Here is a 14,009-nt window from a genome sequence, read left to right on the forward strand (position 1 = left end):
TGTTTTAATTGTCATCGGTTAATCGATTTATTCAATTTAATAATGAAACGATCAATGCTAAACGGATGATTCAGTTTGAACAATTAGCAAGAGCTTTAGGTCGAAGTCCATACTTAACACTAACTGTTCGAAAACTGATGGAATTTCGTCCAAAAGAAGGGGCTATTTCGATGAGCCATTTTTGGAATCATCGTGATCCTGATATTGAACAAAAAGGTCAATTATCAGACTTATATCTTTTAACTTCGGGTTTTTGGAGACACTTTGACTTAACTGCATGGAATCATTATAAAAAGGAAGTGAGTCATTTTCCTCTTAAAGAGTTTGCATTACAACTCGCTATAAGTGCAGAAGAGTTTCGACTTTCCAATCTGATCCGCCAAGAACGGCCAGGTACTGACAGTGCATTTGTCGTTCGCGAAGAAGTATATACCACTTTCCATGAACAACAGTTGATGGTTAATTTTAACAAAGGGTTTATGAGCGATAGTCTGTTTAGTTTTTTATACGTAGCACTGCGTAAAGGGTCACCGCCTGCCTTTTTAGAAGATTATCCAAGTTACTTCAATCGTACATTGGCGAAATGGCAGTTCGTTTTTGATTCAAAGAGCACTGCTGAAAGTTGCCGAATCTGCTTAGATATCCTGTATTCACTAGAAGAAGAGATGACGAAAGACTTAACGCATATTTTTATATCTCTTCATGAAAACTTAGAAGAAGTTCCCAGCTATGAAGAGAAAGCAAAACGACAAATTAATCAACAGGATTCTGAAGATCTTCCTCCAAGTGAGTCCATTGAAGAAATGTTTAGGACTTGGCATCGAGAAAGTGAAAAACAACAAGGACCTCACCTTGAGTTTGAACTAACAAAAGGGAATAAAGGGAAGACAAATGATGGCCGCGTAGAAGAAGGCGATGAGTCCAATGAAATTGATAGTGAAGGATCGGGCACTTCTACAGCGAATAAGAAAAGTAACCAAACAGCAAACATGGATGGAAAAACAGAAAAAAAACAAACCAAGCAATCGGGAGAACGATTCGGCGATGAGCATCTAAATGTGTCATTCGAAGAAAAGAAAATAGCTGGAAAACCAAACGCTGGCTTGAAAGAAGCCATTTCTATCATCCGTGCAGAACAAAAACCGTATGTGAAAGCATTTACGAAAGAAATTCGAAAACGAATTGACCAAAAGCAAGAGAGCAAACGAACTCAACTAACAAAAGGAAGATTAACACCAAATCTCACCTCACTATTAACTGAACAACGCCCAAAACCATTTTATAAAAAGAATAATCCTTCTCTTCCAATGGACGCGGTATTCGGTTTGTTAATCGATAGTTCGGCATCCATGATTGATAAAATGGAGGAAACGAAAAAAGCTGTACTCTTATTTCATGATGTTCTGCGTGATTTAGGGATTCGACACGATATTGTTTCGTATTATGAAGACGCTTATGAAGCAACTGAACAAGTCCAACCGAACTCCTTTTTATTTTGCCACCAAGTAGAGGATGGTTTAAAAGATCATTCAGAGGCCATTTTTTCATTAGAGGCACACGATGATAATCGTGATGGTTTAGCTATTCGTTGGATGGCTGAACGTCTTCTTAAACGAAGTGAAAAACATAAATTTATCTTATTGTTTTCTGATGGAGAACCATCTGCTTATGGATATGCAGCGAATGGAATTATCGATACCGCAGAGGCTGTTATCGAAGTTGAGAGAAAAGGGATACACTTACTTCACTTGTTTTTAAGTGTAGAGCAACCTGTAGAAGAGCAGTTACAATTATTCCATATGATGTTTGGGGCAAAGACTGCAACCGCAAAAAACGTAGATGAATTCACCACACAAACATTACGACTACTTCGTCGCATGTTATATCTGGTTGTAAAGTGATAAATCTAACACCAATTTATTAAAGAATGTTAATAAATTAAAATTAGTACTTCTTCTGGGGGATGTTCATGAACGAATTACAAAATAAAATTGCCATTATTACAGGTGTTGGACGTCTACAAGGTATTGGAACAGCGATTTGTAGACAATTAGCAGATGCAGGTTATCATATCTTTTTTACGTATTGGAAGGAATACGATAAAGAAATCGGCTTGAGCCTGGATTTCGATGAGCCAATGAAATTAAAAGAAGAGTTATTGCAAAAAGGAGTTACAGTGTCATGTCTAGAGTTGGATTTAACAAAACAAGATGCACCTGAGCAACTGTTTTCTTGTGTAGTTAATCAACTTGGAGAACCTGATATCTTAATTAACAATGCAGCTTATTCTACTAACAACGATTATTCCACGATCACTATGGAAGAGTTAGATAAACACTATATGGTAAATGTTCGTGCAACAACTTTGTTAAGCAGTAAATTTGCACAAAACTTTAAAAAGAAATCTGGAGGGAGAATTGTAAATCTTACCTCAGGTCAATTTCAAGGACCCATGGCGGGCGAATTAGCATATGCAACGACAAAAGGAGCTATTGATGCTTTAACAATCACTTTGTCAGCTGAAGTAGCTCCACTAGGAATAACCGTCAATGCAATTAATCCAGGTCCTACTGATTCAGGATGGATGACTGAAGATATAAAAAGTGCGTTAGGACCAAAGTTTCCATTTGGTAGAATCGGCCAACCGACGGATGTTGCAAGAACGATTAAATTTTTAGTAAGTGAGGAAGCCAACTGGATTACTGGGCAGGTTATTCATTCTGAGGGTGGATTTAAAAGGTAACTTAAATAATTTTAAAAACCGTCCTCATGAGCGAGGACGGTTTTCTTGTTCTTGATGAACGATTAAAAGTCGTTGTTTCAATTGTTCTTCCATGCGTGCAATTTCAACTTCAGCCGCTTTACGTTTGACGCGACCATCTGATTGAATACGAAGTGTTTCTTCAATTGTTTGAAGCAAGTTTTCTTGTGTTTGTTTTAATGTTTCAATCTCAACAATACCACGTTCGTTTTCTTTTGCAGTTTCAATACTGTTCATCTTCAACATTTCCGAGTTTTTCAGTAATAAATCATTCGTGGTTTTCGTTACTTGTTTCTGTGCTTCTACTGCCTTCAATTGACGATTAAGTGTTAATGCTATCGCAATTTGATTTTTCCACAATGGAATAGAAGTCATGATTGAAGATTGGATCTTTTCCGCTAAAGTTTGATTGGTTTGTTGAATCATTCGGATCTGTGGTGCGCTTTGTATGGTAATTTGACGAGATAGTTGTAAATCATACAACCGCTTTTCCAAACGATCTAAGAACTGAGCCATATCATTTACTTCTTGATAAGCCATCTGATCAGAAGATGCTTCAGCTTTTTGACGAAGGGCAGGGATGGTTTCGTTTAATATTTCATCACGTTTAATTTCCGCTGCAGCAATATATACATTTAAAGCTTGAAAATAAGCTTTGTTTTGATCGTATAACTTATCTAACATATGAACATCTTCAATCAAACCTCTTTTAGAATGTTCAAGTTGAATGCCGATGCGATCAATCTGCGTACTTAATTTTTGATATTTAGTCATTAACTCTTGAACAGACCGAGACACTTTCCCAAATATACGTTTGATTCCTGATTTCTTTTTAGAGGTTAATTCTTCCGGGTTCATTTGCCCAAGCTTGTCCATTAAATCTTTTAAAATATCGCCAACAGGTCCAATATCTTTCTTTTGAACATGATCCAGCATTTGATGCGAAAATCTTGAAAGTTCAGTTTGTGCATTGGCTCCATAAGTAAGAATCGCCTCATAGTTTCCGGCAGGAATCTGAGCAGCTAATGTATAGGCTTTTTGTTTTTCTTCTTCTGATAACCGATCTATTATTTTCACAGGTAATTTTTCATTTATTGGATCGTCTTGATCCTTTAATTGTGGTTGCATATCAAATGGTGAATTTAATAAATCATCTAACGTTTTCGTTTGGCTAGGAGCCGATTGTTTTTCTGTCATGTGGTGTGTCTCCTTTCAACATTAGGGGAGTATCTTGTTTTCTTAGTGAAATCTTAGCAAAATCAAGTTCCATTCTTAAATGTTCAATATCACTAGACAAAACTTGGCGCAAATCATGTTCCATTACACCATTAAGTTCTAACAATGTCTCACGCGTATCTTGCAAGGCAATTTGAACATCATGAGCTTTAACAGGTTGGGAGACAAGTAACGTATATTTAGAAGTAAGCTCCACGGCCGTTTCAAGATGAGCATAAAAAAAAGATTCAACTTGATAGAATTTCTTGGGTTCGGTTTTTACAATCTGTACAATACGTTTTGCAAGTCTGTTCATTTCAAATAATTGTTTAAAGGCTCTGATAGAACGGACCTTCATATAGTATCCATTTAATTGTTTAAGTTTACTTTTTGCTTCTTTCAACTGTGTATTAATATGACGATACTCTGCCATCGTCAAGCCATATTTTGAAACAATCAATCGAGATTGTGCCACTTTAAAAAGCTGATTAGTTAAAGCATATGTTCCAATGGAAAACAAGCCTGCTAATGCGAAATGAATACCGAATCCTGATTGGAATGCTATCCAACTTCCAAAAAATATGGGTATACTAAGCAAATGTCGAATTAGAAAGTACTTTACATCGATCAAGTTGCAACCCTCCTTAAGAGTTCTTCTCTATTACATACGAATGGCGAAACAAAAGGTTTCATCTGTATTAAGAATTAACTTATATTAAATTAAAGGAGTTATCAATGATTTTGAATCATTTAAAAAGGGTAAAGGGTCCATATCATTAATGTTGATTAAGCAAATGACTAGACGCAGACAATTCATTTGATAAAATGAGGATTAAGGAAGTATAGAAAAGGATGAAAATCTATGAATGAAATAATTTATATGAAAGCTGGATATGAGCCCTGGTGGATGTTTTCAGGGTGGGAAGAATATATTGTCGAAAAACAAGTATTTTCTTCTGACAAAGAAGCAAGTGATTACTTAGAGTCACTGCTTAGTAAATTTCGTAGTATGTATCCTCATGAAGCGAACCAAAAAGGAGCATGTTGGGCTTTTTGGACTGAAGATGAACAAGAGTTTTGTGAAGCGTGCGATGATGATCTACAAACATATCATGGTGTAATTTGGCTAAAAAGCGGCAAGCTTAACCAACTTTAAAACGACAGAAAAGTCTATGAAAATACAAATATTAAAATTGACTGTTGTTGGGTAAATGTTATAATATTCTTAACAATTAAAATTGTTTTACCGGAAGCTGTATTCACATATTTTAGTAGTGATCGGCGTATGCTGGTGCTACTGCGTATGTGGATTTTTTGGTTTTCAACAACCAGTTTTAAATTGTTAACTTTATTTTTGGGGGTTTGTTTATGAAACAAGGTACAGTAAAATGGTTTAACTCAGAAAAAGGTTTTGGGTTTATAGAAATTGATGGCGGGGATGACGTATTTGTACACTTCTCTGCAATTCAAGGGGATGGCTTTAAAACTCTTGATGAAGGTCAAAAAGTTGAGTTCGAAGTTGTCGATGGCAACCGGGGACCACAAGCTGCTAACGTAACTAAAATTTAATTGACTCATGTAAAAGAGGCACCCCTAAATTAGGATGCCTCTTCTTTTTTTATGGCTCAGTTATACGATATTGTTGATTTTCGTTCCAACGCACTTTCATGTTTCGAAGCTAGCGGAGCGATGCAGCGCACTTTCATGTTTATAAGCTAGCAAAGCGATGCAGAAACAGAAGCAGAAACAGGCGGACGCTTACCGCGGGCGGTCAACTAGCCTCCTCGGGCCAAAGGATGTTGGTCACAAAGGCGTCGCCACACGACGTGGCGTTTTTAGCCATTGCTCATCTATGATGCTTACTGCGGGTTGGACGCGCTTATTCCGCTGGAAAGATATTGAACGAACTGTCATTTCGTCCAATATCTTTTCGACGAGTAACCGCAGGAGCAATCTTTTTTGCGACGAGTAACCGCAGGAGCACCATGTTTTCCCGCCGCCTTCTACTAAAATCATTCTAGTGAACTGGTATATGAGAAAGCTTTTTGATTTAGTAATATGGAACAAAAAAGTGAAGACTCCAGCGGGAATAGCGAAGTGCAGAAATCCACTCGGACGTTAAGTCCGAGTTAGTTCGGCGCAAGCCCGCGGAAAGCGTAACTGTTTTGCGGAATATCAACAGACACATTTAACATAGCCTTTTTTATTAGAAAGTGTAAGTTTTTTCGAGGAAGAATTCGAACTTGTAGTTAGTTTGCTAGATGAATGCTCCAGCTCGCACATAAGCTTCAAACGAAAGCAGGATATAAATCATCGATTTCAAGCGATTACTCTTCGCAATCGAGCTCTAGCGTCCAGCGCAGGTGTCTACTAGATGGTACTATTAGCTTTTCCTATTCAACTGATTCGAGAGTTGACGTCACGACGAATTCGATGTCTTCTTCATTCATAATAAATTCTCTTTTAATTTCGCCGTATTTTTCTACGATATATCTACGTTGAATAGCACCAGTGTCATCCGTTTTTTCCAAGACAATCACTTGTTTAAAAACTTGAAATGGTGTGTCAATCGTATCGTTTACACTAATAACTTCCCAATCGTCAATATTTTCGCCAGCTTCAACCGGTAGTTTTAAAAATGTCGAGAGTTTTGGAAGAGCTTGCAACTCTTCATCAGTAGGATTAAACTCGTCATAAAATTCTCCTTGTTCTTGAATCAAATCAATCGATTCATCAGAAATACGATAAGTACGTAAAAGAGTAGATCCCCCATTGTCTTCAAAGATGGATACGGTATAATCATTGTGCCATTGTGTCCGTGCTCGGTAGCTCGCATATTCGTTACCTTCTCCTAAATACGTAGCAGTGGCTCCATCCTGCATAAAAAAATTCGAAAGCTGAATTTTATTTGGTTCTGGTTCTGGTTCAGCGACGACTTCTTCAGGTTCCTCAATGACTTCTTTAGGTTGTTCTTCTTCAGTAGTGGGGGGATTTTTTGAAATAGAAGGGTCTTCTACAGAGTCGTCACCACAAGCACTCAACAGTAAAAAAAGCATAAGTACAACAAATCTTTTCATAAGGCAACCTCCATTCTATTTGTTTAGTAATTTAGACGGTTGATGGTCTCTAAACGTTTCAATCTCGTGCTTTTTAGGTATAGTATGTTGTAAGGAAGGGGAATGAATATGACAGAATATGAATTAAACCAAGAATTACCATCAACTAAAAAACAACAAGATTTTTATGAAAAACTTCGCGGTAAGATTACTTCTTTCTTAGAGTCTAGATCGGGGAGTGCAAGTAAATTTGCGCCATACTTATTATTTGCACCAGATTTATTCCACTTATTAACTAAATCGTTACTCGATAATCGCATTGATGGTAAAAGCAAAGCATTAATTGGTAGCGGTATTTTATACTTTGTTGCTCCAATCGATGTAATACCAGAAGGTTTAATAGGTCCAGGAGGATTTATGGATGACATTATTGTAGCTACTTTCGTTGTGAATATGTTATTAAATAAATTTTCACCAGAAATTTTGGAAGAACACTGGGTAGGGGATGAGAAGTTGCTTGTTGCCTTAAAGAAAATTTCTAAATCAAGCGATGGTTTGCTAGGGAAGTTACCTGCTCGATCTCTTCTAGGAATGTTCATAAAGAAATCTAAATAAAACACAAAAAGTGCGAAGGGGATATACACCCTTCGCACTTTTATTATCGATCTTATGATTTAATTCCTTGAGATTCTTTCCATTCTAAAAATTCATCAAATGACAATTGCTTGTCAAGAATTGAACCGTCAGGCAAGATTTCAATTACACGATTTGCAATCGTTTGGATAAACTGATGGTCATGAGATGTGAAAATCATTGCACCTTTGAATGCAATTAAGCCATTGTTAAGTGCTTGAATTGATTCTAAGTCTAAATGGTTTGTTGGTTCATCTAAAAGTAATACATTGGCATTAGCAAGCATCATTTTAGATAACATACAACGTACTTTTTCTCCACCAGATAATACAGATGGTTTTTTCTTCACTTCTTCACCAGAGAATAACATACGACCTAGGAAACCACGTAAGAATGTTTCACTTTCATCATCAGGTGAATATTGACGTAACCAATCTACTAATGAGTTTTCATTTCCAGTAAAGTATTCGCTATAATCGATAGGGAAGTAAGTACGAGTTGTTGTTACGCCCCAACGAATTGATCCAGATGTTGGTTCAACTTCTTCAGCTAATACACGAAGTAATGAAGACTTAGCTATTGGATCACCAATTAAGATGATTTTATCATCCTTATTGATTGAAAAATGAATGTCTTTAAATAATGAATTGCCTTCATGTTCAAATGAAATTCCTTGAGCAGCAAGTACATCGTTACCAATGTCGCGCCCAACTTGGAAGTTTACATAAGGATATTTACGTGAAGAAGGACGGATATCATCCAATTCAATTTTATCTAACATCTTCTTACGAGAAGTTGCTTGTTTAGATTTCGATGCATTTGCACTAAATCGTGCGATAAATGCTTGAAGTTCTTTGATTTTTTCTTCTTTTTTACTATTATGATCTTGAGACAATTTAGTAGCTAATTGACTTGATTCATACCAGAAATCGTAGTTTCCGACATAAACTTGAATTTTACCAAAATCAAGATCCGCAATATGAGTACATACTTTATTTAAGAAGTGACGGTCATGGGAAACAACGATAACAGTGTTAGCAAAGTTGATTAAAAATTCTTCTAACCACTGGATAGCTTTTAAGTCTAAATGGTTGGTAGGCTCATCTAGTAAAAGAACATCTGGTTTGCCAAACAATGCTTGCGCAAGAAGAACTTTTACTTTTTCAGAACCAGTTAAGTCAGCCATTTTTTTAGTTAGAGATTCTTCGCCTATACCTAAACCTTGTAAAAGGATTGCAGCTTCAGATTCAGCTTCCCAACCATTCATATCTGCAAACTCACCTTCAAGTTCAGCAGCACGCATACCATCTTCGTCAGAAAAATCTTCTTTCATATAGATAGCATTCTTTTCATTCATCACTTCATACAAACGTTTATGACCCATCATCACTGTTTCTAGCACTTCAAACTCTTCGTACTCGAAGTGATTTTGTTTCAGTACCGCTAAACGTTCATTCGGGTTCATGATGACATTTCCTTCTTGAGTTTCAAGGTCACCTGATAAAATTTTAATAAATGTAGATTTTCCAGCACCATTTGCACCAATTAATCCGTAACAGTTACCTGGGTTGAATCTTATATTAACGTCTTCGAAAAGCTTACGATCTCCGAAGCGCAAACTTACATTACTTACAGCAATCATGCTAGTACCTCCTTATTTTTCACAATGCTACTATTATAACACGAATACACATAACAATGCTGAATCTTTATAAGTGAAATTATCTTTAATTCGAGATATAATGTAAATCAAGGAGGGATAAACATGAAAGAAACTCATCACCATATCTTTATTGAAGGTACAAACGTTAAAAATGTATTAATTTTGTTGCATGGTACAGGTGGAAATGAACATGATTTAGTTAACATAGGAAAGCATATTGACCCGGATGCTTCTATATTGGGTGTACGCGGTAATGTGCTAGAAGGGGATATGCCACGCTATTTTAGACGTTTGTCTGAAGGGGTATTCGATGAAGAAGACCTATTTTTCCGTGCACAAGAGCTTCATAAATTCTTAAAAGAAGCACTACACCATTATGCACCCAAGAATGAACAAATTTCGATTATCGGCTATTCAAATGGTGCAAATATAGCTGCAACTTTACTTATGAAACATGAAAAATTAGCGGATCGAGCTATTTTGTTCCATGCCATGGTCCCGTATCGAAATCAAGAAGTTAGAGTATTAACCAACACTCAAGTATTTATTGGTGCAGGGTCCAACGATCCGATAATTCCACAAAACGAAACATTAGAGCTAATTGATGTGCTGCGTTCAAATCATGCATCTGTTAAAGACATTTGGTATAACAATGGCCACCAATTAACTATGAATGAAGTGGATGATGCACAGAAATGGTATGCTTCGATTTAAGTAGCCAAAATATGTACATTCATATATACTAATGGCATAAGTGAGGTGGGAATTTGTGGGTAATATGGAACATTACTTTTCCAAATCTTTTCATGAAATGTCTTGGAATGGTCCAGTAATATTTATGAACTGGACCATGGATGGTAATACACAATTAGTCGAGTATATAACGCCTAATATACAACGGATTTTAGGTTACACATCGGATGATGTAATTTCAGGACATCTAAAATTATTGTCCGTTATTTTCGAAGAAGATCGGGATAAGTTTCAAGAGATTATGAATCATCGAATAGCTTCGAAAAGTCCATTTTGGGAATCTTCTTTTAGAATATACACGAAAAATGGGGATATTCGTTTTTTTAAATCTTATACATACATAAAGCAAGGAAGCCATCCAGACACTAATTTAATCTTTTCCTATCTCTTTGATCTTACTGAAATAAGGCAAGAAATAGATATGCACATTTCACTTGAGCATCGATGGGCGACTGCTGTTGATTGCGCGAGAGAAGGCGTGTGGGACTGGGATATTGAAAATAATGAAGTATTTTTCTCGAAGCATTGGAAAGGAATGTTAGGTTTTAAGGAGCATGAATTACCTAATTTATTAAGTGAGTGGAGAAAACGCATTCATCCTCAAGATGTTGAAAAAGTTGATACAGTGATTGAAGATCACATACACAACGAGTCAAGTTTTTTTGAAAGTGAACATCGTTTATTACATGCAGACGGTACATATCGTTGGATTTTAGATCGAGGTAAAGCTGTAGAACGTAACGACCAAGGCATCGCAATTAGAATGATTGGAACACATGTTGATATTACAGAAAGAAAAGCAACAGAAAAAATGTTGCAGGACCGCAATCAAGAACTCGAACGTTTAGTTGAACAAGTGAAAAAATTATCGATAACAGATCCTTTAACCTCATTATTTAATCGTAGAAAAATGATTGAAGAAATAAATAATGTAAGGCAGCAGTTTATAGTTAACGAGAAACCATTTACCATAGCAATATTAGATTTAGATAATTTCAAAAAAATCAATGATCGATATGGACATACATTTGGTGATATTGCTCTCCAAACATTTGCAAATCTACTGAATAGACAAATAATAAGCCCGAATTTAGTCGCAAGGTGGGGAGGGGAAGAGTTTCTCCTATTGTTCCCATTACATAATGGTCAAGATACACAACGTCAGTTAGAAGCATTGCAAGAGGCATGTAGCAATGACCAATTATTAAGGTATCGAATGGACTCTGTACATTTATCATTTTCAGCAGGTATATACGAAGTGGAAAATTATCAAAATCTAGAAGATATGATTAAATGTGCGGACCAAGCATTGTATGAGGCTAAATCACTTGGTCGCAAACAAATTATTCTTTATAAGGAAGGACTTTCAGTTGTGTAATTGAAAGTCCTTTTTCGCTTAGCCAGGATTCAACCCATGACATTTCAACTTCAGATTTACGTTGTATATAAGCTGGTAAAGTTTGGAGTTGTTCATTAATTAATAATTCCATTTCTACATAGTCTTTACGAGAAGGGTAGGAATGACTAACGGTCCCAACAGTTGTGAAAACAAAGTAATAAGATCCGACCGTTCTGAAAATAAGAATCATATCTGGAAATTTATCAAAAATCGCTTTTATTTGATATCTTTTGGCATAACTCCATTGAATGAGTTTCAAATAATTCACCCTTTCATACCCTAATTATACTAATCTGTAAAAGAGAACACAAGTTTGCATATTCTTGATTCTGCAATTCATTATTGTGGTCGGACTTCTGATATAATTTACTTTAAAAGGCTCAATTATAATTAAAGGACTGACAAAATGACTTCTCAAAAATCAACAACATCATTATTACTTGCTATATTTTTAATAGCATTAAATTTACGACCTGCCGTAACGTCAATTGGTCCATTATTAGAAACAATTAAAAAAGACTTAAATTTATCTAATAGCGAGGTCAGTTTATTAACCGCTATTCCGGTTATATGTATGGGATTATTCGCACCTCTTGCTGTACATTGGTTAAAGAAGTTTGGTCAAAGACTTGGAATATCTTTACTGATCGGTGTAATTGGGACATTAACTCTTTTACGGGCTTGGTTACACGATTATGTATCACTACTGGTAACAGCATTTATTATTGGCGTAGCAATTGCGATAATAGGTCCGATTTTATCTTCATTAGTCAAAGAAAAATTCCCGACTCGAATGGCTTCGGCTATTGGAATCTATTCTTTAGGCATGGGGGCTGGTGCAACACTAAGTGCTGGTTTAACAGGGGTACTGTACGTGTGGATTGGTGAGCAATGGGAGTTTGCACTCGCATTTTGGTCATCATTAGCTTTATTAGCATACTTAGTATGGTTCGTAGCAATGACACCACATCAAGAAAGAAAAGTTTTGACTGAACAGCAACAAGCATCATTCCGTTCACCTTGGACTAACAGAAGAGCGTGGCTAATATTGTTATTCTTTGGTTTTCAAGCTTCATTGTTCTTTTCATTAACAACATGGCTAGCTTCTGCAGCTAGTGAATTAGGATTTAGTGTAATTGAAGCAGGATCTGTCATTAGTGTTTTGACCGTCTCACAAATTATTGCTAACATCTCTATTCCGTTATTACTTGAAAAATTCTCAAATCGCTCATTTTGGATTTATTTCTCACTCTTTATTGGAACGCTTGGAATTTCACTTTTATTAACGGGGAACGTTTCACTAATCTGGCCAGCTTCAATATTGCTAGGTTTTACTCTCGGAGGATTATTTCCACTAGCACTGTTGTTGCCGCTTGATGAAACAACGGATGCAAAGGAAGCAAATGCTTGGACTGCGATGGTTCAAACCGGTGGTTTCATTATGGGTGGACTCGTACCTCTTGCAATTGGAATATTGTATGACTATAGCGGTACACATCAACTAACATACTATGTAATGCTCGTTTTAATTGTTGGGATGTTCGTAGTTACACTGTTATTAAATAAAAAAGAAGCCTTGCAAACGCAAGGCTAAACACATAATTAGTTCTTCCAATTCTCTTGGATGAAGGTGTCACGGCCGGAATTAGCGCGATCTTTTGCGTAATGTTCCGGCTCTTTTTTATAATAATCTTGATGATAATCTTCTGCGATGTAAAATGTTTGTGCTGGTAAAATAGGTGTAACGATTGGTTTTGAAAAACGACCTGTTTTAGCGAGGGCATGTTTAGAAAGCTTAGCTTTTTCTAATTGTTCATCGCTGTGCGTGAAAATGGCAGTTTTATATGATTCACCCCGATCTTGAAATTGACCTCCATCATCGGTTGGATCAATCTGTTGCCAATATATTTCTAGCAATTGCTCATATGTGAAAATAGCTGGGTCAAATTGAATTTGAACCACTTCAAGGTGTCCAGAATCTCCTTTTTTCACGTCTTCGTAAGTTGGGTTATGGACATGTCCACCCATATAACCGGAGACAACAGATTCAATCCCGTCAAATTGATCAAAAGGTTTTACCATACACCAAAAACAACCGCCTGCAAATGTAGCTTTCTCCATTTCATAAACCCCTTTCAATCTCTTCATAAATGATAGTGTAGCACTTGCATCATTTGTGCTCAACAACTATGATTGAGTAGGAAAAATGCAACTTAAATAAATAGTATACGTTCTATTATTCGTAAGTAAAAAAGGAGGGAGCATTTTGGAAGAACAAGTTCCAAATCGTCGTTCCATGAGAAAGAAAAGAAAGTTTCGTTATGGACGTTTTATTATGACTATTTTATTTCTATTACTTATAGGTATTAGTGTGTTCTCGTTCGTTCAATATAAAGCTGGACAAAAATTAGCTTCGACTGTCGAACAAGAGGATATTGAATTCTCTGGCGATCCTCTTGATGTGAAGAACCCTTCTATTGAAAATGTGTTGGTCCTTGGTGTAGATACTAGAGGAGAAGAGCAATCACG

General features: G+C 36.3%; 14 protein-coding genes and 1 pseudogene. 9 read left to right on the plus strand and 6 right to left on the minus strand.

What is annotated here, in order from left to right; genetic code table 11:
- The first annotated feature begins 8 nt into the window (after positions 1-8).
- Positions 9-1,901 (plus strand): vWA domain-containing protein, encoded by a 1,893-nt coding sequence (locus WBG45_RS03730; protein ID WP_424412445.1) that lies wholly within the window; start codon positions 9-11, stop codon positions 1,899-1,901.
- Positions 1,902-1,969: 68 nt separating this feature from the next.
- The gene (locus WBG45_RS03735) at positions 1,970-2,743 is read left to right on the plus strand and encodes an SDR family oxidoreductase (RefSeq protein WP_424412446.1); all 774 of its coding nucleotides are present in this window, start codon (positions 1,970-1,972) and stop codon (positions 2,741-2,743) included.
- Positions 2,744-2,767: 24 nt separating this feature from the next.
- Here WBG45_RS03735 and WBG45_RS03740 read toward each other — a convergent pair whose 3' ends face one another.
- Entirely contained in the window at positions 2,768-3,958 is a 1,191-nt protein-coding gene (locus WBG45_RS03740; protein ID WP_424412447.1) for a toxic anion resistance protein, read from the minus strand.
- A complete protein-coding gene (locus tag WBG45_RS03745; protein ID WP_424412448.1) occupies positions 3,933-4,607 on the minus strand; it encodes a 5-bromo-4-chloroindolyl phosphate hydrolysis family protein in 675 nt (224 codons plus the stop codon). Before WBG45_RS03745 ends, WBG45_RS03740 begins: the two co-directional genes overlap by 26 nt.
- 231 nt (positions 4,608-4,838) lie before the next feature.
- Here WBG45_RS03745 and WBG45_RS03750 point away from each other — a divergent pair, with 231 nt between their 5' ends.
- Together WBG45_RS03750 and WBG45_RS03755 are read left to right on the plus strand one after the other, a co-directional pair.
- The gene (locus WBG45_RS03750; protein WP_424412449.1) at positions 4,839-5,132 is read left to right on the plus strand and encodes a DUF1033 family protein; all 294 of its coding nucleotides are present in this window, start codon (positions 4,839-4,841) and stop codon (positions 5,130-5,132) included.
- Between the two features lie 212 nt (positions 5,133-5,344).
- Positions 5,345-5,545 (plus strand): cold-shock protein, encoded by a 201-nt coding sequence (locus WBG45_RS03755; RefSeq protein ID WP_024534722.1) that lies wholly within the window; start codon positions 5,345-5,347, stop codon positions 5,543-5,545.
- 824 nt (positions 5,546-6,369) lie between these two features.
- On the opposite strand, the gene WBG45_RS03760 is transcribed toward WBG45_RS03755, so the two are convergent.
- Complete coding sequence (locus WBG45_RS03760) at positions 6,370-7,053, minus strand: hypothetical protein (RefSeq protein WP_424412450.1); 684 nt, start codon at positions 7,051-7,053, stop codon at positions 6,370-6,372.
- Between the two features lie 108 nt (positions 7,054-7,161).
- On the opposite strand from WBG45_RS03760, the gene WBG45_RS03765 reads away from it, so the two are divergent.
- The gene (locus WBG45_RS03765; RefSeq protein ID WP_424412451.1) at positions 7,162-7,647 is read left to right on the plus strand and encodes a YkvA family protein; all 486 of its coding nucleotides are present in this window, start codon (positions 7,162-7,164) and stop codon (positions 7,645-7,647) included.
- Between the two features lie 52 nt (positions 7,648-7,699).
- Here WBG45_RS03765 and WBG45_RS03770 read toward each other — a convergent pair whose 3' ends face one another.
- The gene (locus WBG45_RS03770) at positions 7,700-9,307 is read right to left on the minus strand and encodes an ABC-F family ATP-binding cassette domain-containing protein (RefSeq protein WP_424412452.1); all 1,608 of its coding nucleotides are present in this window, start codon (positions 9,305-9,307) and stop codon (positions 7,700-7,702) included.
- Between the two features lie 123 nt (positions 9,308-9,430).
- Between WBG45_RS03770 and WBG45_RS03775 the strand changes: the two genes are divergently transcribed.
- Entirely contained in the window at positions 9,431-10,042 is a 612-nt protein-coding gene (locus tag WBG45_RS03775; protein WP_424412453.1) for an alpha/beta hydrolase, read from the plus strand.
- Positions 10,043-10,106: 64 nt separating this feature from the next.
- Complete coding sequence (locus tag WBG45_RS03780) at positions 10,107-11,459, plus strand: sensor domain-containing diguanylate cyclase (RefSeq protein WP_424412461.1); 1,353 nt, start codon at positions 10,107-10,109, stop codon at positions 11,457-11,459.
- On the opposite strand, the gene WBG45_RS03785 is transcribed toward WBG45_RS03780, so the two are convergent.
- Positions 11,425-11,739 (minus strand): hypothetical protein, encoded by a 315-nt coding sequence (locus WBG45_RS03785; protein WP_424412454.1) that lies wholly within the window; start codon positions 11,737-11,739, stop codon positions 11,425-11,427. The two genes, WBG45_RS03780 and WBG45_RS03785, sit on opposite strands and share 35 nt — an antisense overlap.
- A 147-nt stretch (positions 11,740-11,886) precedes the next feature.
- Here WBG45_RS03785 and WBG45_RS03790 point away from each other — a divergent pair, with 147 nt between their 5' ends.
- Positions 11,887-13,074, plus strand: coding sequence for a CynX/NimT family MFS transporter (locus WBG45_RS03790; protein WP_424412455.1), 1,188 nt, complete (start codon positions 11,887-11,889; stop codon positions 13,072-13,074).
- 8 nt (positions 13,075-13,082) lie between these two features.
- On the opposite strand, the gene msrA is transcribed toward WBG45_RS03790, so the two are convergent.
- A complete protein-coding gene (gene msrA, locus WBG45_RS03795) occupies positions 13,083-13,601 on the minus strand; it encodes a peptide-methionine (S)-S-oxide reductase MsrA (RefSeq protein WP_424412456.1) in 519 nt (172 codons plus the stop codon).
- 145 nt (positions 13,602-13,746) lie between these two features.
- Between msrA and WBG45_RS03800 the strand changes: the two are divergent.
- Positions 13,747-14,009 (plus strand): annotated as a pseudogene (locus tag WBG45_RS03800) (LCP family protein); the annotation flags it as partial.

Origin of the sequence: Paenisporosarcina sp. (genome assembly GCF_049671445.1) — a bacterium.
Taxonomy (GTDB): domain Bacteria; phylum Bacillota; class Bacilli; order Bacillales_A; family Planococcaceae; genus Paenisporosarcina.